At 37.4% G+C, this 23,264-nt stretch carries 17 protein-coding genes and 2 pseudogenes; 7 read left to right on the top strand and 12 right to left on the bottom strand.

What is annotated here, in order from left to right:
* Positions 1 to 9 precede the first annotated feature (9 nt).
* The 3 genes from SOI81_RS06200 to SOI81_RS06190 all read left to right on the top strand — a co-directional run bounded on the left by SOI81_RS06200 (position 10) and on the right by SOI81_RS06190 (position 1,880).
* Positions 10 to 918 carry a pseudouridine synthase gene (locus SOI81_RS06200; protein WP_239976589.1) on the top strand — a complete coding sequence of 303 codons (909 nt, stop codon included), beginning with the start codon at positions 10 to 12 and terminating at the stop codon, positions 916 to 918.
* A 111-nt stretch (positions 919 to 1,029) separates the two neighbouring features.
* Complete coding sequence (locus tag SOI81_RS06195) at positions 1,030 to 1,338, top strand: type II toxin-antitoxin system RelB/DinJ family antitoxin (RefSeq protein WP_224991309.1); 309 nt, start codon at positions 1,030 to 1,032, stop codon at positions 1,336 to 1,338.
* A 98-nt stretch (positions 1,339 to 1,436) separates the two neighbouring features.
* Positions 1,437 to 1,880 (top strand): GNAT family N-acetyltransferase, encoded by a 444-nt coding sequence (locus SOI81_RS06190; protein WP_320541388.1) that lies wholly within the window; start codon positions 1,437 to 1,439, stop codon positions 1,878 to 1,880.
* Here SOI81_RS06190 and rsuA read toward each other — a convergent pair.
* Positions 1,873 to 2,577: a pseudouridine synthase gene (gene rsuA, locus SOI81_RS06185; protein WP_239969169.1), complete on the bottom strand. Its 705-nt coding sequence runs from the start codon at positions 2,575 to 2,577 to the stop codon at positions 1,873 to 1,875. The genes SOI81_RS06190 and rsuA overlap by 8 nt on opposite strands.
* A gap of 102 nt (positions 2,578 to 2,679) precedes the next feature.
* Entirely contained in the window at positions 2,680 to 2,898 is a 219-nt protein-coding gene (locus tag SOI81_RS06180; RefSeq protein ID WP_016140601.1) for a hypothetical protein, read from the bottom strand.
* 251 nt (positions 2,899 to 3,149) lie between these two features.
* Here SOI81_RS06180 and SOI81_RS06175 point away from each other — a divergent pair, with 251 nt between their 5' ends.
* A complete protein-coding gene (locus SOI81_RS06175) occupies positions 3,150 to 3,602 on the top strand; it encodes a DUF441 domain-containing protein (RefSeq protein ID WP_016140600.1) in 453 nt (150 codons plus the stop codon).
* 62 nt (positions 3,603 to 3,664) lie between these two features.
* On the opposite strand, the gene metR is transcribed toward SOI81_RS06175, so the two are convergent.
* Together metR and SOI81_RS06165 are read right to left on the bottom strand one after the other, a co-directional pair.
* Entirely contained in the window at positions 3,665 to 4,585 is a 921-nt protein-coding gene (metR, locus tag SOI81_RS06170; protein WP_239976591.1) for a LysR family transcriptional regulator, read from the bottom strand.
* 286 nt (positions 4,586 to 4,871) lie between these two features.
* The gene (locus tag SOI81_RS06165; RefSeq protein ID WP_239976593.1) at positions 4,872 to 5,669 is read right to left on the bottom strand and encodes a DUF4198 domain-containing protein; all 798 of its coding nucleotides are present in this window, start codon (positions 5,667 to 5,669) and stop codon (positions 4,872 to 4,874) included.
* Positions 5,670 to 5,883: 214 nt separating this feature from the next.
* Between SOI81_RS06165 and SOI81_RS06160 the strand changes: the two genes are divergently transcribed.
* A complete protein-coding gene (locus tag SOI81_RS06160; RefSeq protein WP_239976595.1) occupies positions 5,884 to 7,083 on the top strand; it encodes an MFS transporter in 1,200 nt (399 codons plus the stop codon).
* 25 nt (positions 7,084 to 7,108) lie between these two features.
* Here the strand turns inward: SOI81_RS06160 and SOI81_RS06155 are convergent, their stop codons facing one another.
* The 8 genes and pseudogenes from SOI81_RS06155 to SOI81_RS17460 form a co-directional block, all read right to left on the bottom strand.
* A complete protein-coding gene (locus SOI81_RS06155; RefSeq protein ID WP_320541387.1) occupies positions 7,109 to 8,092 on the bottom strand; it encodes an ion transporter in 984 nt (327 codons plus the stop codon).
* Positions 8,093 to 8,215: 123 nt separating this feature from the next.
* Complete coding sequence (locus tag SOI81_RS06150) at positions 8,216 to 8,650, bottom strand: hypothetical protein (RefSeq protein WP_320541386.1); 435 nt, start codon at positions 8,648 to 8,650, stop codon at positions 8,216 to 8,218.
* A gap of 228 nt (positions 8,651 to 8,878) precedes the next feature.
* Positions 8,879 to 11,518: a bifunctional aconitate hydratase 2/2-methylisocitrate dehydratase gene (gene acnB, locus SOI81_RS06145; protein WP_032035482.1), complete on the bottom strand. Its 2,640-nt coding sequence runs from the start codon at positions 11,516 to 11,518 to the stop codon at positions 8,879 to 8,881.
* Positions 11,519 to 11,770: 252 nt separating this feature from the next.
* Positions 11,771 to 12,133 carry a hypothetical protein gene (locus SOI81_RS06140; protein WP_239976490.1) on the bottom strand — a complete coding sequence of 121 codons (363 nt, stop codon included), beginning with the start codon at positions 12,131 to 12,133 and terminating at the stop codon, positions 11,771 to 11,773.
* A 135-nt stretch (positions 12,134 to 12,268) separates the two neighbouring features.
* Positions 12,269 to 13,504: a lactonase family protein gene (gene ykgB, locus SOI81_RS06135; protein WP_239976491.1), complete on the bottom strand. Its 1,236-nt coding sequence runs from the start codon at positions 13,502 to 13,504 to the stop codon at positions 12,269 to 12,271.
* A gap of 318 nt (positions 13,505 to 13,822) precedes the next feature.
* Positions 13,823 to 18,331, bottom strand: a complete 4,509-nt coding sequence (locus SOI81_RS06130; RefSeq protein WP_239976492.1) for a translocation/assembly module TamB domain-containing protein — start codon at positions 18,329 to 18,331, stop codon at positions 13,823 to 13,825.
* A gap of 26 nt (positions 18,332 to 18,357) precedes the next feature.
* A pseudogene (locus SOI81_RS17465) lies at positions 18,358 to 19,257 on the bottom strand (autotransporter assembly complex protein TamA); the annotation flags it as partial.
* Positions 19,258 to 19,508: 251 nt separating this feature from the next.
* A pseudogene (locus SOI81_RS17460) lies at positions 19,509 to 21,090 on the bottom strand (POTRA domain-containing protein); the annotation flags it as partial.
* Positions 21,091 to 21,256: 166 nt separating this feature from the next.
* Here SOI81_RS17460 and lplT point away from each other — a divergent pair.
* Both lplT and coq7 read left to right on the top strand, forming a co-directional pair.
* Positions 21,257 to 22,579: an MFS transporter gene (lplT, locus tag SOI81_RS06120; protein WP_239976494.1), complete on the top strand. Its 1,323-nt coding sequence runs from the start codon at positions 21,257 to 21,259 to the stop codon at positions 22,577 to 22,579.
* A gap of 3 nt (positions 22,580 to 22,582) precedes the next feature.
* Positions 22,583 to 23,218 (top strand): 2-polyprenyl-3-methyl-6-methoxy-1,4-benzoquinone monooxygenase, encoded by a 636-nt coding sequence (gene coq7 / locus SOI81_RS06115; protein ID WP_016140587.1) that lies wholly within the window; start codon positions 22,583 to 22,585, stop codon positions 23,216 to 23,218.
* The last annotated feature ends 46 nt before the right edge of the window (positions 23,219 to 23,264 follow it).

Genomic DNA, 23,264 nt, shown 5'->3' with positions numbered 1-23,264 from the left:
TACTTTCTTATGTCTAGTCCGAACGATTTTTTGCCGCCTATGATTGATGGAGTAAGTGCGAGCCAAGTCTATCTTCCTCCGCAAAAAGATACTCAAACGATTTATGAGTATCTATGTGGTCACTTTGCACATATTAGAACAGATGAGTGGAAACAAAGATTTCAAGATGGACTTATTTATGGGGCAAATGGGGATAAATTAACTTTAACTAGTCCCTATGTAAGCAACACCCATATTTTTTATTATCGCTTTCTTGCCTATGAACCGCATGTTCCATTTGAACATCGGATTTTATTTGAGAATGATGATTTATTAGTGGTCGATAAACCACATTTTTTAACAATTAGCCCGACTGGACAATATGTTCAAGAAACACTTTTAGTTCGTCTAAAAAAACAAACAGGTAATGAATTTTTAACCCCTATTCATCGTTTAGACCGTGAAACTGCTGGCGTGGTTTTATTTTGCAAGCGAGTTGAGTCACGCGGTATTTACCAACAACTATTCGCAGAGCGCCAAGTTAATAAAATTTATCAGGCTGTTGCACCTTATAAAAAAGATTTAAATTTTCCTCAAACTTTACATTTGCATTTAGATAAAGGTCATCCTTTTTATACTATGCAGGTTATAGAAAATGCTAAAGCCAATACTCAGACTTATATCGAGCTGCTCGAGCACAATCAGATTTGGGCAAAATATCGCTTAACCCCAACAACGGGGAAACAGCATCAGCTTCGCGTGCATCTTAATTACTTAGGCATCCCGATTAAAAATGATCCATTTTATCCAATAGTTCAGCACAAAGCTGAAGATGACTTCTCGGAACCCTTACAACTTTTAGCTAAGCATATTTCATTTATAGACCCTCTAACAAAAGAGGGTATGTCTTTTAATTCTGAGTTTGAATTGACATTGTAATGCAACCGTAATGACAAAAAGAATATTTTTTATGCCAAAAAACATTGAAATTACATTGCGATGGTTTAAAATGAATTCCTAAAAATTAAAAATCATTTGGTTTTGTTATTCATGCGAAAAACAGAAGTTTATCAGGTTCGACTTGACTCCCAAGAAAAAAAGCAGGCTTTTGCTGTTTTTAAACAACTTGGAATTACCCCTGCCCAAGCGGTACGACTTTTTTTCAAACAGGTCGTACTCACTAAATCTATTCCTTTTGCGATCGAAAATCAGAATATTAATATGGAACAATTATTAAAGCTGAGAAAAGCAAAAGCATCTTCATTGAACCAAAACCCTTTGACTTTAGCTGAAGATGACGACCATGAAGATTTATTTGAAGAACTGAATGCTCTTCTTGGTGAAAGCGACAAAACTTAACACTGTTGCATTTATAAACAAGTTTTAACGTCAAAAAGCTCTTTTTTTCGTTATGCTCTCTTTGTAAAAACATAATGATAAGTTACAAGGAGTGCCAAATGATCGTTAGACGAGCGACTTTTGAAGATTTAGAGCAACTCGCCGTTTTATTTGATGAATACCGCCAGTTTTATGGGACCTCTTCTAATTTTAATGAATCTCTTCACTTCCTTAAACAACGTTTTGAGAATAGAGAAAGTGTGTTCTTTATTCATATTAAAGACGATAAAATTACGGGTTTTATTTTACTCTATTTAGGTTTTTCTTCAGTTGCTTGTTCAACTTACTATATCTTAGATGATGTCTATGTTACACCCGTTTTCCGTCGTCAAGGTTCAGCTAAACAGCTCATCGATACAGCAATCTTATTTGCAAAACAAGAAAATGCATTGCGGATTAGTTTAGAAACCCAAAGTAACAACCATGAATCTCATCGTTTATATGAACAAATGGGATTCATTCGAGATAGTGAGTTCCAAACTTTTCATTGTTTCCTCAAATAATATTTTGAGCGAGCTGTTTTTGTTGGTCAGATAAATACACCCATTCTCCATCTTCAAGTTCAGGTAAAACCAATTGTCCTACTTGATGGCGATGCAATGCTTCTACTTTATTTCCTACAGCTGCAATCATTCTTTTTACTTGATGATAAACACCTTGATGAATTGTCATAGTTAATTGATGAGTTGCTAATATCTCTACATCCGTTGCAGCAAACACACCTTTTTCTTGATGCAAACTTACGCCTTGACTCAACATTTCAATTTGCTCAGGTGTGACTGGATCTATAGTCGTAACATGATAAACCTTTGGGACATGTTTACGAGGATGGGTTAAAGCTTGAAGATATTTACCATCATCGGTAAGTAAAAGTAAGCCTGTGGTATCTTGATCTAGACGGCCAATGGCTTGCACGCCACGTTGAATCATGATTTCCGGTAAAAGACTAAATACACTTTGATGATGGTGAGGCTGATGTGAACATTCAAAACCTTTTGGTTTTTTTAAAGCGAGGTAAACTTTTTCTCTATATTGATAAGTTTCTCCAAAAAGAGAAAATTCTAAATTTTCAGGAGAGAATTGTTTTTTAAGTTCACTTACAACCTCTCCATCAATACTTACAGATCCATTTTTTATTAACTGCTGACAATATTTACGTGAACCAAACCCTTGTGATTGTAAAATTTTTTCCAGCAGCATGAAGTTTTCTCATTAGAACTAAGCTGTTATTTTAACGTAGTTTCTATTTTTTGCTAAACACTACTCTCTACTGTTTTCATCTATTTGATTTAAGGTGCTCTCTTACTCTTCCACTACTCGATAAATATTTTCGTTTTGTTCACTTTCAAACAATAATTCAGTGGTAGGCAAAATAATTTCATTATCAACAATAATATGCTCAATACGTTGGCTCAGCTTTAAAGGCTCATTTTCATGTTCCACTAAATTTTTCTTTAGTTGCGCTTTTGCATCATGAATCTGGTCAAACTGATCTTTGATCTTAATATCTATAATATCCATAAAATTATCCTGTACTCATGAGTAATCACTATTTTTATATCACAACTTTAAGAAACTAAATTTTTTAACTTGTTAATTTATATAACATTGTTTCCAAGCGTAACCAGAAATTAAAAATCTTTATCATTTATAGATATACAATGATTTTTTATCAAAAATAAGATTTAAAATCAGCTATATCTTTTAAAGCCTTCACATCAATACTCTTAAATATTATACAATTCCACTTATTTACTTCCTCTGCACTCCCCATGCTTGCCCAATTTGATGTGAATTTAGTTGTTTTACTCGTCCTGCTGATTTGCGGCTTATTAAGTCAAAATGCAGCTGTAACGATTGCAGCAGGTGTGCTCATTGTCGTTAAAATTACGCCATTAAATGAGTTTTTTCCCTATATTCAAGCTCACGGTCTTAATTTAGGAATTCTTATTTTAACAATTGGTGTACTTACTCCAATTGCCAGTGGCAAGCTCAGCGGCGAGAGTATTTTAAAATCATTTATTAGTGTTAAATCACTGGTGGCTATCGCAATTGGCTTATTAGTCGCTTGGTTAGGTGGTCGTGGCGTAAAACTAATGTCGAGTCAACCCGATGTGGTTGCAGGTTTACTCATTGGTACGGTCGCTGGTGTTGCTTTACTCCGAGGTGTACCAGTCGGTCCTCTGATTGCAGCAGGTTTACTCTCTTTATTCATTGGTAAATAAGAAGTCGAAATAAAAAGGTGCAATTAAGCACCTTTTTAAATACTTAGGCTAAATTAACTGTTTTAGCCGGAATAATAGGCGTTTCGTTTTAAAGAGAACTTTTCCAACTGCTTTAAAAAGCCTTCAAAATAACTTTTCTCTTTTTCTTCAGTTCGATAACCTGCATATAAAGTTCGTCTTAAACCTGTATGAGAAACACAATCTAAACGACGACTTGTGACCCATCCTTTTTGTTCATATTCATTTACGACCCAATCAGGTAAAGCAGCGATACCGCGTCCACTTGCAACAAGTTGAATAAGCATTTGGGTTAAATCTGTTGTTCGTATTTGCTTAGGCTGAATATTCGTAGGAATAAAAAGTTTAGACATAATATCTAAACGATGTTTATCAACTGGATAAGTAATTAAAACTTCTTCGGCCAGGTCTTGAACTGTAATATTTTCAGCCCGCACCAAAGGATGAGTATTTGATAAGACTAAACGTGATTCGTATTCAAAAATTGGAAAATACTCAATTCCTTTTAAAGCAATTGGATCAGCTGTAATCAATAAATCAAATTCTGCATTTTGTAAAAGTTCATGCGGATTGGCCTCAAAACCTGAGGCAAAATCTAAATCAACATCTGGATATTGCTGGCGATACTGATTTAACAAAGGCATTAACCAGTCAAAACAACTATGACATTCCGATGAAAAAATAATTCTACCTGTCTGCCCATGCACAATACGTGTGATATCACTGTGAGTAATCTGAATTTGTGGCAAAACATCATCAGCTAACTTCAGTAACCGCTGTCCAACATTAGAAAAGCTAACAGGTCTGCTTCGACGATTAACCACTTCTACCCCATACCAATGATCTAATTCTTTTAATTGATGGGAAATTGCAGATGGTGTTAAACAAAGATCGTTAGCTGCCGAAACTAATGAACCATGCTCACGTAAAGCAACTAAAGTTTTAAGGTGACGAATTTCTAACATGGACCAAGCCTAAAAAGAGATTTATCTACAAATGGATAAAGCTCATCTTTACTTTTCCACAAAACTTTCGACAAATCTTTATTGATGAATTTTATTCACTTTAACACAAAATTAGTTATTTTGTCTCAACATGAATTTTATTTCACTATTTTTATTTACGATGAATTTTGGTATCTTCAAAAAAAGTAGAAAATTAACACGATTTTATGAAATTTTTTAAGTCGTTAAAAAAGTATGAAAACCTAAAATAGACCTCATAAAGGTCTATTTTTTAAAACATTAAAAGCTACTGTGGTAATACATTTAAACTAATAATTGTATAGCTCTGATCTTTAGGTTTTAATTTCAAATTTAAAGGAGCGGTTACTTCTACTAGATATTCTCCAGTTTTTGGAAATACAAGCTCAACCTGACCGTTGTTCTCTGCCTTAAACTGCTGAACCTGTTTGTTAGTTGCACCCTTTTCTCTTAAATTAACTTCCGCATAAGCTAAAGGTTGTCCTTTTTCAGTGATAGCTAATTTAACAGGTTGAGCAGCTTTAATTTGATTTGGGTGTACAGAGAAACTAACTTTAATCGGTGTATTTGGAAGGTGAATATCTGAAACTTTTCCTTTAGAAAGATAACTCTGCAATATCCACTCACGTGTTACTTGCTCTGTTTTAATTGTCTTTGTTTTAAGATCAGTCGGAATCAAATATTCACGTTCTGCTTTAGGGGGAGCTTTGTCAGCTGGCAAATCAAAAAATAGATGCCAAGCTTTTTGGTTATATACATATTTTAAAGGATAACTCGCCTGAGTTTGAACAATATATGTACCTTCTTCAGGTAGCTCTACATCAAACACACTTACAGACTTATGCAAAGCTTCTGAGTTGACAGTTTTAAGCTCATTTTTAGGTGTGATTACGGTAAGTTTCGCGTCCTTTAAAGCATATTCACTATTTAATGCTTCTTCAGCATAACCAGCAATTACAGGCATTTGGGTTTGTTCGGTTTTATAAGCTATAGGTGCTACATAAGGTTCGTGAGCGAAGCCTGTTGTACATATCAATACAAGTGACGTTATTAGAAATCTATTCATTATTACAAAATCCTGTTGTACACAAAGTTAAATAATTTCAGACAAAGTATAAGCACATACAGTATACACAAATAAAAATAATTCTTATTATCATTAATGGGTTTAATTTTATATCGGAAAAAATATGTAATCATTCTCTCAATATTTTAGTTTTTTATTATTCTGTTCACTTTTCCCTTATACTTCTCTTTTTTGTGTTTTCCCTTAACTTATTATGGCGTCCCCGCAATCCCCTCTTTCTAAACATCAACATTATTCTCTCTTTTTAGCAATTTTCTCACTCGCTGTGGGTGGTTTTTGTATTGGAACCACTGAATTTGTCGCAATGGGACTTATTCAGGAAATTGCAAATAATTTACATATTACAGTACCTGAAGCTGGCCACTTTATTAGTGCCTACGCATTAGGGGTAGTTATTGGTGCTCCTATTATCGCTATTCTTGGAGCCAAAGTACCTAGAAAAACTTTATTACTTGGCTTAATGCTTTTTTATGGAATTGCTAATGCTTGTACCGCTTTGGCTCATACTCCTGAAACTGTCTTAATCTCACGTTTTATCGCTGGTTTACCACACGGAGCATATTTTGGAGTCGGTGCGTTAGTTGCAGCTGAACTAGCGGGTCCATCAAGAAGAGCTTCTGCTGTTGCTCAAATGATGATGGGACTTACTGTCGCAACTGTAATTGGTGTTCCTCTAGCAACTTGGTTAGGTCAAAACTTTGGTTGGAGAGCAGGTTTTGAATTTTCGGCCACCATTGCTTTTGTTACTTTAATTGCTGTTGGCTTCTTTGTACCTAATATTCCAGTCCAAGCTACTGCCAGTATAAAAACAGAATTAGCTGGCCTTAAAAATATCAATATGTGGTTAACACTAGCAGTAGGCGCCATCGGTTTTGGTGGCATGTTTTCTGTTTATAGCTACGTTTCCCCAATTTTGACTGAATATACACAAGTTAATATCCAAATCGTTCCAATTGCCTTGGCTATTTGGGGTGTTGGTATGGTTATTGGAGGTCTAACGGCAGGATGGCTTGCAGATAAGAACCTCAACAAAACTATAATAGGCGTATTAATTAGCTCAGCTATCGCTTTTGTGGTTGCTAGCTTCTTAATGAGTAATATCTATACTGCTATCGCCTCTTTATTCTTAATTGGTCTCACGGTAATGGGATTAGGTGGAGCATTACAGACTCGTCTAATGGATGTAGCGGGCGATGCTCAAACTTTAGCAGCATCACTTAACCACTCTGCCTTTAATATGGCCAATGCCTTAGGTGCATTTTTAGGAGGTTGGGTGCTCAGTCATCAAATGGGTTGGATCGCACCAATCTGGGTGGGTTTTGTTTTAAGTCTCGGCGGTCTTATCATTTTACTTATTGCATTTGCAGTAGAAAAAGCCAGTAAAAAAGCTTAATTAAGAGTGAAGCTAACTTATTTTTCTAATCAGTTAGCTTTCCACCACAGTGTGGGCAATAACATTTTTTCTCTCGAGCTGATTCATCTTCCTCTAATACTTTTTCACGCATAATTTGAATAATCAGGTTATGCGCTTGCTCTTTGGGTAATCCCACTTTTTGACGGACTCGTTCTATTTCAATTTCATCATGTAAAATATCAATGCCTCGTGCTTGAAGTAACTCACGAAATTCTTGCTCTAATCTTTGATTACGTTGATTAAGCTCATTTGCGAGTCCAGATGCCAAAATACCTGCGGGTAATGCTGCAATACCTACACCCAAAATAGTAATAAGCGCCCCTAATAACTTTCCTAGGCTAGTTACCGGAGTGACATCACCATAGCCTACTGTAGTTAAGGTAACCACTGCCCACCACATAGATTTAGGTATTGAACTAAAAGCTTCTGGCTGAGCTTTATTTTCAACTACGTAAATTCCAGAAGCAGTCATAATAATCATGATAATTAAAATAAAGATAACGGCTTGAAAAGATCCTTTCTCACGTTTAATCACGCATAACAGTATCTGTAGCGAGATGAAATAGCGTGTTAATTTTAATAAGCGGAGTAAACGTAAGATTCTAAGCATACGAAGGTCGATTCGTACAAAGAAATTTAGGTAAGCCGGTAAAATTGCCATCAAATCAATTATAGCTTCACCGCTTTTCATCCAGTTCAAGCGGATTTTCCATGAGGGTTGTGTCGTATCTCGATCAGCAATACTCCACAATCTTAATAAATATTCGATACTAAAAATTGCGATAGAAATATTTTCAAAGTAGTCAAACCAAATACGATAACTTGTGTACAGATCATTTACTGTTTCCAATAAGACCGCAGCGACATTACCAATAATTAAAACAACTAAAAAATAGTTAATGCATTTACTTACCGTAGTTTCACAGTCATGGTTATGAAGATTATTATAGAAAAACTTACGCAATCCCTTCAAAGCTGAATTTTGCATATGGCTCTGACCACTTGATATTGTAGTTATAGTAAGCGCTTAGTCTGTATTCACCAATATAGTCTCTAACAATTTTTGCTTTTACTTACATCCATATTTAAGGCTTAAACTTTACTTCGTGCATCAATCCGCGGCTACACACCGGAATTCTTTTTCTTCCCACCACATCACATCGTAGATGCCGGGATGTGATTTTAAAATAATATTTATATAGTTTTGCAGCACCATAATATGATGAGTAATATCAAGCTTTCTAAATAGAAATTTTCTTAAAATTGGAGTATTTGGAGAAATAAAAATTGCGAATCCATTGCTATATTCTTCATAAACGCTGATTCCAAGATACATTGTTATTTCAGGTAGTGGAATCTCAATTTGCCACCCCCATTTCTCACTATATAGTTCTATATTTAAATGATATCTATTCTTTAATATACTAAAAATATATTGCGCAATATCTTCAGTTTTTTGAACTAAAATACCACCTTCATTAGCATAAGATTTTTGATCATATAATTGATAATCATCAAATTTAAATTCAACAATTGTCTTTAACATTCTTAAGTTCCCTATATAAAATACTCATATTTTTTTTAATTATTATTAAGTTCATTCAATTATTTTAAAGCAAAAAACGTTTTAATATCTAGAGTAATATTTATTTTTACATTTTCATTAAATAAAATTTGATCTATTTATTATTTTTAAAACTAATTATGTATAAAGTCTCATTTAAATAAAAAAGGAGCTGAATAATCAGCTCCTTTTTTGTACTAAATCGACATATTAAGTCAATTGAGCAGCTTGGATTTTCTTAGTATCAACTTGATCAGCTTCTTTAGTATATTCACTCATCTTGTCAAAGTTTAAGTATTTGTAGATGTCAGCAGAAGCGCTGTCGATTTGCGACGCGTACTGTTGATATTCTTCTGGGCTTGGTAATTTACCAAGAACCGCAGCTACAGATGCAAGCTCAGCAGACGCTAAGTAAACGTTTGCACCTTGACCTAAACGGTTCGGGAAGTTACGAGTAGAAGTCGATACACATGTTGTGTTCGGCGCTACACGTGCTTGGTTACCCATACATAATGAACAACCAGGCATCTCTGTACGTGCACCAGCACGGCCATAGATGTTGTACAAGCCTTCTTCCATTAATTGATGCTCGTCCATACGAGTTGGTGGAGCCAACCATAAACGAGTAGACAATGAACCACCAGGTACTTTGTCAAGTAACTGACCAGCTGCACGGAAGTGACCGATGTTCGTCATACAAGAACCGATGAATACTTCATCAATCTTGTCACCTTGAACATCAGAAAGAAGTTTCGCATCATCTGGATCGTTCGGGCAGCAAAGAATTGGTTCTTTGATGTCAGCTAGATCGATTTCGTAAACTTTTAAGTATTCAGCATCCGCATCCGCTTTTAACAAGCTTGGGTTATCTAACCACTTCTGCATGTTTTCAGCACGACGAGCAAGTGTACGTGCATCACCATAACCTTCTGCAATCATCCACTTCAACATAGTGATGTTAGAACGTAGGTATTCAGCAACTTTCTCTTCAGAAAGTGTGATTGAACAGCCTGCAGCAGAACGTTCAGCTGACGCATCAGAAAGTTCGAATGCTTGCTCAACAGTCAAGTCATTTTCCATTTCTGATAAATCGATCTCAAGTATACGACCAGAGAAGATGTTTTTCTTACCTTTCTTCTCTACAGTTAAATCACCCGCTTGAATTGCATAGTAAGGAATTGCATGTACAAGGTCACGTAAAGTGATACCAGGTTGCATTTTACCTTTGAACTTAACAAGTACAGACTCAGGCATATCAAGTGGCATAACACCAGTTGCTGCTGCGAACGCAACAAGACCTGAACCCGCTGGGAATGAAATACCGATTGGGAAACGAGTATGCGAGTCACCACCAGTACCTACTGTATCTGGAAGTAACATACGGTTTAACCAAGAGTGGATAATACCGTCGCCTGGACGTAGAGATACACCACCACGGTTCATGATGAAGTCAGGTAATGTATGGTGAGTTGTTACATCAACTGGTTTTGGATACGCAGCAGTGTGACAGAAAGACTGCATCACTAAGTCAGCTGAGAAGCCCAAGCACGCTAAGTCTTTTAACTCATCACGAGTCATTGGACCTGTTGTATCTTGAGAACCAACAGTTGTCATTTTAGGTTCACAGTAAGTTCCTGGACGGATACCTTGGCCTTCTGGTAAACCACATGCGCGGCCAACCATTTTTTGAGCTTGTGTGAAGCCTTTGCCAGTGTCAGCAGGTTGTACTGGAGTACGGAACAATGTAGACGGTGCAAGACCTAATTCTTCACGTGCTTTAGCAGTTAAACCACGACCAATGATCAAGTTAATACGACCACCAGCACGTACTTCGTCTAAAAGTACAGGAGTTTTAAGTTCTGCTTCAGAGATTTGTACGCCATCTTTAAAAGCAGTTACTTTTGCAGCAGCGTGGTCAATCTTCAATACTACTTCGTCGCCCATGTTCATGTTAGCAACGTCGATTTCTACAGGTAATGCACCTGCATCTTCCATAGTGTTAAAGAAAATTGGAGCGATCTTAGAACCTAAGCACACACCACCATCTTTTTTGTTTGGGATGTGTGGAAGTTCATCACCAAAGAACCAAAGAACAGAGTTAGTTGCAGACTTACGGCTTGAACCCGTACCAACAACGTCACCTACGTAAGCAACTTGATTGCCTTTCGCGATAAGTTCTTTAATTTGGCTTAATGGACCAACTTCACCTGGTTTTTCAGGGTTGATACCATCACGCTCGTTTTTCAACATCGCATTTGCGTGTAATGGAATGTCTGGACGGCTCCAAGCATCTTGAGCTGGAGACAAGTCATCAGTGTTTGTTTCACCTGTTACTTTGAACACAGTGATTTTGATTTCTTCTGGAACGTCAGGACGGCTAGTGAACCATTCTGCTTCAGCCCAAGATTGTAAAACAGCTTTAGCAGCTTCATTACCAGCTTTTGCTTTATCTGCTACGTCATGGAAAGCATCAAATACAAGAAGAGTTTTCTTTAATGCTTCAGCGGCTAAGCCTGCAAGTTCAGCATTGTCAAGAAGCTCAACAAGTGGTGCTACGTTATAACCACCTAACATAGTACCGAGTAAGTAAACTGCACGTTCTTTAGAAACGAGTGGTGAAGTTGCTTCGCCTTTTGCAATCGCTGCCAAGAACGCTGCCTTTACGTAAGCTGCTTGGTCAACACCTGCAGGAACACGGTTTTCAAGCAAATCAACCAAGAACGCTTCTTCGCCTGCTGGTGGATTTTTTAGTAATTCAACAAGCTGAGCTGTTTGAGCGTCATCAAGTGGCTTCGGTGGGACTCCGAGTGCGGCACGTTCTTCAACGTGTTGGCGGTAAGCTTCTAGCACGGTGTTCATTCCTCTTTTTTTGAAAAATTACTTGCAAATTCCAGCTTTCTTAAAAGCTTCACAAGTAATATGGACTACAAAAGTTTACTAGAGTTCAAGGTAAAAGTTAATGAGCGCGGGGTGTTTCTCCGTGATGCCCATTATTTTGTATCTAAATACCCATGTACAAATAATGAGCATATTGGGCAAACTTGAACTATTTTTGAGCAAAAAGAGCTTTAGCTGGATAGAATTCAATAATCTGATCTTCAATTAGAACGATTTATATTTTGGCATTTTGTCATGCGGTGTTGCCAAACATTCATCCATCATTTGCTTTCTAACTTTTTCTTGAATTGCTTGAGAATCTTTTGTCAGTTCTTCTTTTGGAATTGCGTAAACTTTCTCAATAATATTAAGAATGAATTTTTTAGTTATCTCATCTTCAATCTTATTTGCATGCTCGATAGCCTGAGTTTTTTCAATAGCTTGTTGACGATCAAAAACAATACTTCTAGCTGCATTTCCTACGCTAGTACAAAAGCCGTGCCACTGCTCTTCTGGTGTTAACGGCTTCTTTTCTGAACAACCGACAAAGAACAAACTCACTGCAATCAATAAAATCTTTTTCATCACTTCACTACACTAATTATTGCTGTTCATATCATACGGAAAATCATCATTTTTGCAAAAACTGCTATAAAAAAACCGAGATAGCACAACCTCGGTCTTTTATTTCAGGCACTAGAAATGCCAGTTTCATGATTCGGATTAATTAAAGAACTTAATATCCGTAGGTGTTGATATTTTTGCTGCATCGCCAGCTGGTTTTAAGGTGCCATTTTTTTCGTCAAAACGGAATAAACTAATGTTATTACTAAAAACATTGGTCACATATAGATATTTACCAGATGCATCAAATGAGAACGCGCGTGGTTCAATACCATTGGCTTTATAAACTGCTGGTTTACCAAGCAATCCACTCTGTTGGATTTTAAATACCAAGAGTTTATTGTCCGCCCCCCGATTGGCAGCAATCACATATTTACCATTTGGACTAAGAATAATTCCACTCGCGCTCTTAAATTCAGGTGTTTTGTCCTCATGGATCAGTTTCAGCTCAGCCACTTTTTTCAAATGACCATCTTGCACGTTAAATGTCACAATCTCACTCCGCATTTCTGCGGTAACGTACGCTTGTTTGCCATTTGGTGAAAAGACCATATGGCGTGGGCCAGAACCATGGGTAAAAGTCACATCTCGAGTGCTATCCGCTTCGAGTGGTTGAGGCTTGTTAGGGTTATAACGGAAGGTGTAGATTTTGTCATTTCCAAGATCGCTAGCATATAGATACTTACCGTCTGGGCTGAAGGTTGTCGAATGTGCATGACCACTGTCCTGACGACCTTTGACGTGACCAGAACCTTCGTTAAAAACAATATTTTGTACTTTTTGACCTAAGTGGCCATTTGGTAAAATTGGTAAAACAGCCACACCACCACGACCTTTATCAAATGCCGAATAGTTCGATACAAACAGGAATTTACCGTCTAAACTGATTGATGCATGTGTTGGGTGCCCACCATGGCTATCCACAGTGTTCAATACTTCTACCTTTCCATTTTGAATTGATAATGCAGTCACCGCTCCTTCATTTTCTTCATTAGTGGTATATGCAAAACGCCCATCTTTCGACTTCACAATCCAAGAAGGACTTTTCATTTTCAACACATTAACTGGAGTTAAAGTTCCATCGCTATTTACTTTAAGCTGATACAAACCTTCACTGGCTTGTTTTGGTTTTTGCACAAGTGGCGCATCAGGAATTGATGTCCATGTTCCGACTAAAGCAATTTGTTGTTGTGCGGCATTTACGGCGGAGCCCCATCCCAATGATAAAAGCGTCAATGACAATGTTGCTGTTAACTTTTGAATTAGCTCACGATATTTAATATTTGTATCGCTTTCCTTGCTATGTTTAATTTCAACACAAGTATCTATTTTCACTAGTATATCCTTGAAAAATTACCTTATTTGCACTTATCAACAAGGTATTATTAATTTAATTTCGTTTGATAATTCTGAAAACTAATTTATAAAACAGCAATTTTCAAGTGAATTTTCTTTAATCATAAGCCTGATCAAGGTTTACGGACGTAAAAGAGAATGGATCGTGTATAAGATAAATATTCAATTTTTTAAGTCTTATGAAGATGTTATCAAATAAAAAGCCCACTTGAGGTGAGCTTTTTATTTATGAGTCGTATTGAAACCCATTAAGGCATTTCCGATACTAACGTACTTTTAATGCTTGATTTCCACCCACTAAAAACGCCAGTTATAGAAAAGGTCGATTGCTCTTTCTAAAGACTGACTCGCTTCTAGATATAAACGTCGATTCATTTGATAACGTAAAGTGAGTTTATTTACTGGCGTAAACACTCCGACACCATAACGAATAAACAGATCTGGTGTGATATAACCCGTTAAACTCACTTGCGTATCATCACCTGTACCCTGTGCATCTAAAGCAAGGCCGCTCAAACCAAACGTACGTCCAATCTGATTCGTTAAAGCACGTGTACCACCTAAGCCCATACTAATACCTGCAGCCGCAATGGTGTTGTTTACATCAGATTTAAAGCCCTCTGCATTACTCAAGCCACTCGAACCTTCATTAATACGTCCAGTAACAAGCGCATTTAATGCTTCTTGTTCAGATAGACCTGCATCGTTATAAACCTGAATGTTTGGTGATGTCGCCGTACCTGTCACACGAACACCAACCATACTACCTTGAACATTTTTATTCGCATCGATATCTAAAGTCGGGTTTGCCAATGGTCCATTAAAACGGGCAATTGCTCGGTTCAAGTCTAGACTTTGTCCATAAGCTTCAATTTTCACTTTTTGGCTAACACCAATCGCGCCGTTAGCCCTCATTGCCGTCTCAAAGCCACGTTGGCTTAAGTTTAGACGGCCAACTAATGGAATATTACTGTTAAAGCCTTGGAATATCACTTGTTTTCCAATATTAACAGAAATATCAGCTCGAATATCCCAAGGTTTAGCAGCCCGTAAAATTGCAAGTGGGTCTTGACCTTGGCGTACGATACGAACATCTGATGAGGTATTAATAATTGGTGCAGTTGTTTCTGGCATTGAAATACGTGCGCGAGGAACATCTACGGATCCTTTTAAACTTAATCGCTTATCAAAAGGATACATATCAAGTGTCAGGTTCGGGTTAGCAATCGCGGTAATTAATGGAGCTTGACGCACCAATAAATTATCACCTTTCAGATTTAATTGAAGGCGTGGTGCATCTTTCCATTCAAAACTACCTTTAAGTAAACCCACACCTTGTCCACTGTTAAATGCTCCATCAATTGTTGCCATATCTTGACGAATTGATGAGTAAACCTGAACATTGGTTAAATTAACTGGCAAAGAAATCATACTGATTGCACCATTTTTCAGACGCATTTCACCAGTAAACTGAGGTTGAGTTAACGTACCGTTGATTTTACCTGCCAAGGCTAAGGTACCACTCATTGAACGGACATCTTGGATAAATGGTTTTAAGACTTTTAATTGAACATCATTAAAAGCCACCTCACCATGCATTGGCATTGATGACTGGAATGGATTAACAATAACGTTCGCATAACCCGTACCAATATCAGGTGTTTTAACATCAACTCGGAATAACAGCCCTTCTGATACACTTTTTGCAATCACACCCAACTCATCATAAGCCAGAGTAGTTGCAGGATCTTGCGGATCTTCAGCGGCTAAACCAATTTCACCTTTACGCGTAATTAAACGTGCATCAAGTTTTGGATTACCACCATTTACCCATGATGCCTTGGCATAGCCATTTAATTGTCCAGTCATTGCCAAACCTTCTGGCATAAATGCCGCGAAGTCGCTTAAATCCATGTTCTGAGTTACAAAGGAAACATTACCTCGTGCTTTACTCACTCGTACCGGCTGATCGAAACAGAGTTGACTGTTAGTACTTTGCCAGCAATGTTGACCCACATATAGCTCAGACTTAGCAGAAGAAAAAATTACTGGAGCATTTTGATTTTGTGCCAGACGGATACGTCTTGAATCAAAACTTCCTTTTTGGATTTGTCCTAACCAATCATTATTTTGGTTAAAACCGCCAGCTAACTGAACATAGAATTTAGAAATACTATTATTGCCGAGTAGTTTCAATAAATGCGCTTTTCTTGTTCCTGTTAAATTCACTTCCGCAGACTGGATTTGTCTATTTCCGCTACGCAAATTATCTAATTTTGCGGTTAATTGAGTCGGTGTTGTTTCCGAAGTTGGAAGCTCACCTTGAATACTCAATCTCTTTACGCTGACTAGTGTATTAAAAGCAAAATTATCTACTGCAATATTTGCTGTTGCTTTTAAACGTGGTTGTGATTGAACATTCAGATCACCATAAGCTCGACCACGCAGCCCTGGATATAACTCGTAGAGTGCTGGTGCATTCAGCTTAATTTTTAGATTTTGTGCATTGCCCGTAGCTTGTAACTGGTTCTGCCCATACACTAAAAATAAGTTATTTGCTTCAAACTGCTGAGGTAAAAAGCCATTTTGATTGGAATCCATCAATAGAGATAGATTACCTTTACCTCGAACAGGTTTATTATTTAAAAAGCCTGCAAGATTCAATTGCTGAATATTAATTCGCTTCAAGTGATCAGACCAAACCCCTTGAGTTTTCAGATTCCCTGAAATTTCACCTTTAACAGTTGAGGCAAAATATTGAGGTTTAAAGCGTACCAATGAACTATTAATATCCCATGCGATACGGTCTTTTAAATTTACAGAACCAGTAGCATAGATTTTCCCAGCCACACCATCGTGTTGTAATTGGCTAATTCGAATAAAATCCGGTGTGCCGGCTATAGAAAACTTCAACAAACCATTTGCTTGTTTTAAGGCTTTTAAAGACCCGTCATAATTAACTGCAAAGCCTTTAAACCCGCCACCAGCTTTCACATCATGAAATAATAATGCAGCAGTACTTTTTCCACCTAAACTTACAGTTTCTTGACCTGCTTGAGCCAATCGACCCGTTAAATCAATTTTCTCAAATTGGATAATTTGCTGATTTGGTTTAGCAAAACCATTTGCCTTAATTGAACCATTTAACAAATTAACTGGCGCTGCGGCCTGAATACTTTGCGGATTAAAATCTTTTGCATTTAACAAAGCATTCCAAGCGAGCTGACGTTTTTCAGTAGGTAATAAAACTTTAGCCTGACCCGTTAAGCTACCTTTTTCAGCAGTGAAACTAAAATTAGGAACATTTAAGATATTATCTTTAACATTTAAATTGGCTAGATATTGTCCTGCTGGCAATAAAGTTTTTTCATGCTGATATACTTTTGTTGCAACTTTAATATCTTGCTGACCGTCACGTAATGTTAAATCGACTTGCCCCTTATCACTGCTTAACCATCCAATATAAGGCATTGCACGGTCTATTTTCGTCCAAGCTACATTCATGAGCATCGGTTGAGGTTTATTATTCTTTTCCGGAGCCTGATTAAGTTTGAGTTTCCACGACTCATACCGGTCAAAGTCAATGTTAGCAAATACTTCTGTACCTTTTTCCAAAGACCCAGTTGAGGCAACAGCCGCATCTAAACTTGGCGGTAAAAAGTCTTGAACCACCTGAGGAATTGCTTTGTCTTTAGGATTAAGGTGATCTAAACGGCCTTTAATATCCCAAGTAACATGATCTTTCCAATTCACTAAACCTTTAAGGTTAACGGCACCTTTCATAACTTGGCCGTTAAAATTAGTAATATTAAGCTGATGAACCAAATCAGTATTCATTAAAGCGTTGTACTGACCTTCAGGTAAATTTTCACCTTTTAAATCTGTATCAAGTGCCAAATTAAGTTGTTTAATATCACCTTGAAACTTGATCACACCATTTTTTGCAAAGAGTTTCTGCTCTTCTAGCAAAGGTAAGTGATAGTTTTTTAGCAATAATTCTCCCTGCATTGGAACTTCATCGCGAACAGGATGCAGTACAACCCAACCCGTCAATAGATCAGGAGTAGTTGTTGCTACACCAGCTTTTAAAGTATCTAAACTTCCGCGAGCTGCAACTTTAATATTTTGAATATTTAAACTGTTTAAAGATGGGATTCTTAAATCCGCCGTAGCATTTAATGGATATTTACCACTAAAATCCATTTTCCCTGTCGCGTTATGAACTGAGAGATAACCCATATCCATACTGGATTTTTCAAACTCTAGTTTGGTTTCTGACCAAAGTGCATCTTGCAAATGAACGTCATGAAAACTTATATCTGAGGTTGCTAGTTTAATCTCTAAATGATCAACATCCCCTTCATTTACCCGCAAGACAAAAGGTAATTTAATTGGTTTAAATTGGAATGGCTCATCTGAGGATGGCATTTTATCAATGATGCGTAGATTACGTACATCCGCATGGCTTAAATGCACTTCTTTTTCTAATAATAAAGAGCGCCATCCTAAGCCTACATCAGCTCGATCTAATGAGACATCGACTTCCTTTAATTGCACCAATACATTTTTAAGGATGATGCCCCGCAGTAAGTTGCCGCCTTCATATTCATATTTAATTATTTTCTGAGCTTCTAAAACCCGATCTAATAAAAAACGACTTCCGCGATCTGTTGACATCATAATGACCAACGAAGAAGCCAACAATAACAATATGATCAATATCGTCAGCAAGAAGCTACGCAAAATGCGACGCTTCTTCTTAGGAGAGCTAGGTGCCGAAGTGGGCTGCTGTTCTACTTCCGCCATAAAATAAACCTAATAAAATTTTATTTTTAAAGTTGTGGGCCTATAAAGAAATGTAGACGAATCGGATGATTTTCATCTGAAATACCCGAAGCGACATCTAAACGGATTGGCCCGATTGGAGACTTCCAGCGAATTCCCACCCCAACGCTATAAGCTGCCGGATTATTAAAGTCTTTATCGTAAGCATTACCAAAGTCAGAGAAAACGGCTGCTCGCCATCCATCTTTGAACTGATAATTATATTCTAAAGAACCTACAGCTAAAGCTTGGCCCCCAATTTTATATCCATCTACTTCTGGAGAAAGACTCTTATAGTCAAATCCACGAATTGTTTGGTCACCACCCGTAAAGAATCTAAGATTGTACGGAACTTTATCAAAGTCATCCGTAAAGATGTAGCTAAGATCAGATCTTCCAACGAATTGGTGATCATCATTTTCACCTAGAGAATAAATAAATCTCCAACCTGCACTCGCAATTGCCATATTGGCATCAGACAGTAAACTCTCGCTACCTAGTTCTAATTTATAGGTTTGTTTAAAAGCTTTGGTTGGGTTTAAACGTGTATTACTCGAAGTTTTAGATGTTTCGTAACTAAATAATAATGCTTCTTGCTCAGATGCAGCCGTTTTAAATGCATCCGGTAACTCAGAAATATCAACATCCCCTTGTTGGGTCAAACGGTCTAAACGATAACGGACCCCAATAGTATGTTGCCAATTTCCTAATGGACGTTTGATTACGCGCTCGCCACCCACAACAGCAGATTCAGTTAACAGACTTACATCTGGGCCAATATCATCACGTGTTTCACGCTCATATCCGCCCACAATATTAAAATAGTCATTTAACGGGTGTTTATAAGGAATACTATATCGACCATCAATAGATTGACGAATTTGTGAGACTTCCAAGTTGGCATCAAAAGAATGACCATACTTATTTACAATAGAACGGCGATACTGACTACGTAGACGCGCACCCGTATCGGTGCCGTAACCAATACCAGTTTCCAAACTATTTAGCTTATCTGCATTTAAAGTCACAATAACCGGAATTCTTTTTGTTTCTCTGGCTTGGGCTTGTAAACGGTCTTGTTCTGTTTCTTGTTCGTCTTGTGGAACTGCTGCACTTTGCAACATCGCTGTTTGAGGCTCTGCCTCTTTTGCATTTTGTGTGCCAGCAAACTGTTTTTCATCTACTACGTTTTGTGTAACTTCTTTATTCGATGTCGCTAATTGACGCGCTTTAGCAAGTTGTCGTTGTTCTGGTGATAGTAAATTAGACTCATCAACATCGATGTTTTGTTCATCGACCAAAGCTTGTAAATCTGGCGGTAGCTCAAGTGGCTTTTCAATCGGATCTGGTTTGATACTATCAACCAAAGTGTAATTAAAATAACGTGAGTTGGTTAGATTGTTTGCTAACACATTCACACGCCAGAAGGCATAGTCATCACCCTCTTTCCAAGGTGCCATACTTTCTAATATATTTTGATTTAATGGCAAAGGTTTCGATGGATCACTCATACGAAACTCGACCTTATCTAATTTATAACGCTCGCCTGTCTCGTAGCGTAAATTAATATCAGCCTTATTTTCTGGCTGACTCACTTTCACGTCGTGCAGTCGCCAATAGGCATCAAAATAACCATTATCAGATGCTGCATCGACAATACGGCTTTTTGTGGTTTCATATAAACCATGGTTAAAGATATCACCGACATCTTGATCAGGAACTAAACGAATAACCTGAAATTGTGGCTGCTTTTCACCTGGGCCTGTAAATTCAATATTTTGCTCATTAATCCGTACTGGTTCATTTGGTGTAACTCGGACACGTACCCGAGTCGGACTTAATTTTTCAAATTTAAACTCAGCATTATAATAACCAACAGCTTGAGCAGCTTGATTACTCAATGTTCTAAGCTGAGGTAAAGCAGCATTAAAGTCTTCAAAAGACTCTTGCGTAAAGGTTGATAATTTACCTTTAATATTTTTAGCCAGCACATCTGAAGCGCCTTCCACTTCTGCACTAATACGCGGTACTTGCTCCATTGGAATTGCACGCGGCGGACGCACTTTATTTAAAATACGTTTAAAGAAGCCAGCTTGTTCAGGCGGTTCTTCAACTTCTGGCGTTAATTCAGGTAGTGTTTTCCCAGTCTCATTGGCTTCGACAACAATCTTACTATCAGATTTAATCTCCTGCATGAGCTGATCAATATTTACAGGTGCCTGATTAATTTGATTTAATTCAGATTGAGTTGCATCGCTTACAGTAACTTCAGGCTGTTTTTGTGCCCCATTTTGAAAGTTCTGTGCTTCACTTTTAGCTTCTTCCGCTACCCTATAAATTTCATTTGCCATGTTTTGATCAACAGGCAAGTCGGGTAAATCTTCAAGATTATCAAGAGTAATTGGCTTAAATTCATCAATTTGATTTGGAAATTGTTCTTGTTGTTGCAATATAGCCAAGCTATCTTGTTGCTGCTGAGCTTGGGTTACAAGTGTAGCAATATCTGTAACTGGAGCGGAGTATTGTTGATTAGTCTGAGCTAATTGTTCAGTTGACTCATCAGATACAGTCTGGTTTAAAGTGGATGAACTATTCTCAACAGAAGTTTGAGCAAAACTTGGCGTTACACAAACACTTAACAACAAGCTGCTACAAATAAGTTTAGGAATGCCCTGCATTTTTAAAATTAAATGCATAGAATGTGAGAGAGTTGACTGTTTAAACTTAATTTTAGAAGGCATAGAAAACTCTAGACTTATTTTTTAATAAAACGCACCAAGGTAAGTGTAAAACTCACTCAAAACCATTGATTTTTCATTTAATCAAGCGTTAAAAATATCATACATGGTTTTCGATGCAAATTAACACTCGGTCACATTTTTTTATAAAACACAATGAAGTTTGCACATGATGAAACAAGATGAGCACCTGATGACCTCACGTCGGTTTGTACCGATGTTTTTTACCCAGTTTTTTGGCGCATTAAATGATAACGTTTTTAAGCAAGCTTTATTATTGGTGATTACTTATGGATGGATTCAGCAACAATCTGCTCCTGTAAGCACACTTAATAATTTGGCAGCCCTCTTATTTATTTTGCCGTATTTCTTTTTTTCGGCAACTGCTGGGCAAATTGCAGATAAATATGAGCGTTCTCAACTCGTCCGTGGCATTAAAATTTTAGAAATCATCATTATGCTCATCGGTACTGCTGGTTTCATGTTGGGGCACTTATGGCTACTTCTTTTCGCTTTATTTTTAATGGGTACACATTCGACATTCTTCGGTCCCATTAAATACGCAATTTTGCCTGAAATCTTAAAACCGAATGAGTTAATGTCAGGTAATGCGCTATTTCAATCTGGCACATCCATGGCAATCTTGTTCGGTATGATCTTGGGTGGTGCCGTAATTGCCTCATCAGATGGAAATTTATTGTGGATTAGTATCACCGTAGTGGCTATTGCTTGCATAGGCTATTTATTTAGTCGCTTCATTTTGCCACAAAAAGTTGCCGCGCCTGACTTAGATATTGATTGGAATTTTATTCGTACCAGTTTCCAAACGATTAAATATGCTAAAAGCTTACCGTTAGTATTTACTATTTTGCTAGGCAACTCATGGTACTGGTTTTATGGAGCGACTTATTTAACTCAAATTCCGCAGCTGACCCAACAAAATCTGCATGCATCAGAAAATGTCGTTAGCCTTTTGCTGACTTTCTTCTCAGTAGGAATTGGTATTGGTTCACTGCTTTGCCGAAAGATTGGCGGTTCGGAAATTAATATTAAAATGGTACCGATCGGTGCAATTGGTCTTACTGTTTTTGCGCTTTACCTTGCCGCCAGTTTAGCTTTTGTACCTGAACGAACTGGAGCATTACTGACTTTAAAAGATATTTTCACTCAAGGCTGGGTTTACTACCACGTCATGTTAGCGGTGACTTTATTGGGAATTAGCGGTGGTTTTTACATTGTTCCTTTATATGCCATGATGCAGGCTTACTCACCACGTTCACATCGTGCTCGTGTTGTAGCAGCAAACAACATTTTAAATGCTGTATTCATGGTTTCTTCTGCAGTTTTTTCAATCTTAATCTTAAGTGTTTTAAAAATTGATATTAAAATACTATTTATTATTACAGCTGTACTTAGTGCAATCTTTAGTATCTGGCTTCTTGCCCGACTAAAGCCAATGCTTGCCACAGCACATCTTTCTTTAGAGGACTAATTTATGCGCCACTATACTGGAATTGATCAGCTTATTAACTCATTTGATCAAGCATTACGTAGTCTTGTTCCGGGTGCAACAGCAGCACAGCGTCAAAACCCAGCTGAAACAGTAGAAACAAAACTTGGTGTAGAAGATGCTCGCCATGTTGCAGGCCTAATGCGTGTTAATCATAGTGGTGAAGTATGTGCCCAAGCGCTTTATCATGGACAAGCATTAACAGCGAAATTACCCAATGTACGCCGTGAAATGCAGCAAGCAGCAATTGAAGAACAAGACCATTTAGCTTGGTGTGAAGATCGTTTAAAAGAGTTAAATAGCCATACAAGCTTATTAAATCCTATCTGGTATGGCCTCTCATATGGTATGGGCGCTCTTGCAGGTATTGCTGGTGATAAATATAGCTTAGGATTTGTTGCTGAAACTGAGCGTCAGGTAAGCATGCATTTGCAAGACCATTTAAATCAATTACCAGCTCAAGATGAGCGCTCTCGTAAAATTTTAGAGCAAATGAATGAGGATGAATTGCACCACCGTCATACTGCGCTTGAAGCAGGTGGTGTTGAATTACCTTATGCAGTAAAAATCAGTATGACTGCTATTTCAAAGTTAATGACAAAAACGAGTTATTACCTTTAAAAAAAACAAAGGATTGATCTTAATCAGATCAATCCTTTTTTCAAAT

Origin of the sequence: Acinetobacter pittii, assembly GCF_034067285.1 — a bacterium.
In the GTDB taxonomy this organism is placed as follows: domain Bacteria; phylum Pseudomonadota; class Gammaproteobacteria; order Pseudomonadales; family Moraxellaceae; genus Acinetobacter; species Acinetobacter pittii_E.
This window is presented reverse-complemented; position numbering and strand designations above follow the sequence as displayed.

Coding starts and splice junctions, on each gene's coding strand:
- SOI81_RS06200 (WP_239976589.1), top strand. CDS start 10: ATGTCTAGTCCGAACGATTTTTTGCCGCCTATGATTGATGGAGTAAGT.
- SOI81_RS06195 (WP_224991309.1), top strand. CDS start 1,030: ATGCGAAAAACAGAAGTTTATCAGGTTCGACTTGACTCCCAAGAAAAA.
- SOI81_RS06190 (WP_320541388.1), top strand. CDS start 1,437: ATGATCGTTAGACGAGCGACTTTTGAAGATTTAGAGCAACTCGCCGTT.
- rsuA (WP_239969169.1), bottom strand. CDS start 2,577: ATGCTGCTGGAAAAAATTTTACAATCACAAGGGTTTGGTTCACGTAAA.
- SOI81_RS06180 (WP_016140601.1), bottom strand. CDS start 2,898: ATGGATATTATAGATATTAAGATCAAAGATCAGTTTGACCAGATTCAT.
- SOI81_RS06175 (WP_016140600.1), top strand. CDS start 3,150: ATGCTTGCCCAATTTGATGTGAATTTAGTTGTTTTACTCGTCCTGCTG.
- metR (WP_239976591.1), bottom strand. CDS start 4,585: ATGTTAGAAATTCGTCACCTTAAAACTTTAGTTGCTTTACGTGAGCAT.
- SOI81_RS06165 (WP_239976593.1), bottom strand. CDS start 5,669: ATGAATAGATTTCTAATAACGTCACTTGTATTGATATGTACAACAGGC.
- SOI81_RS06160 (WP_239976595.1), top strand. CDS start 5,884: ATGGCGTCCCCGCAATCCCCTCTTTCTAAACATCAACATTATTCTCTC.
- SOI81_RS06155 (WP_320541387.1), bottom strand. CDS start 8,092: ATGCAAAATTCAGCTTTGAAGGGATTGCGTAAGTTTTTCTATAATAAT.
- SOI81_RS06150 (WP_320541386.1), bottom strand. CDS start 8,650: ATGTTAAAGACAATTGTTGAATTTAAATTTGATGATTATCAATTATAT.
- SOI81_RS06130 (WP_239976492.1), bottom strand. CDS start 18,331: ATGGCGGAAGTAGAACAGCAGCCCACTTCGGCACCTAGCTCTCCTAAG.
- lplT (WP_239976494.1), top strand. CDS start 21,257: ATGATGAAACAAGATGAGCACCTGATGACCTCACGTCGGTTTGTACCG.
- coq7 (WP_016140587.1), top strand. CDS start 22,583: ATGCGCCACTATACTGGAATTGATCAGCTTATTAACTCATTTGATCAA.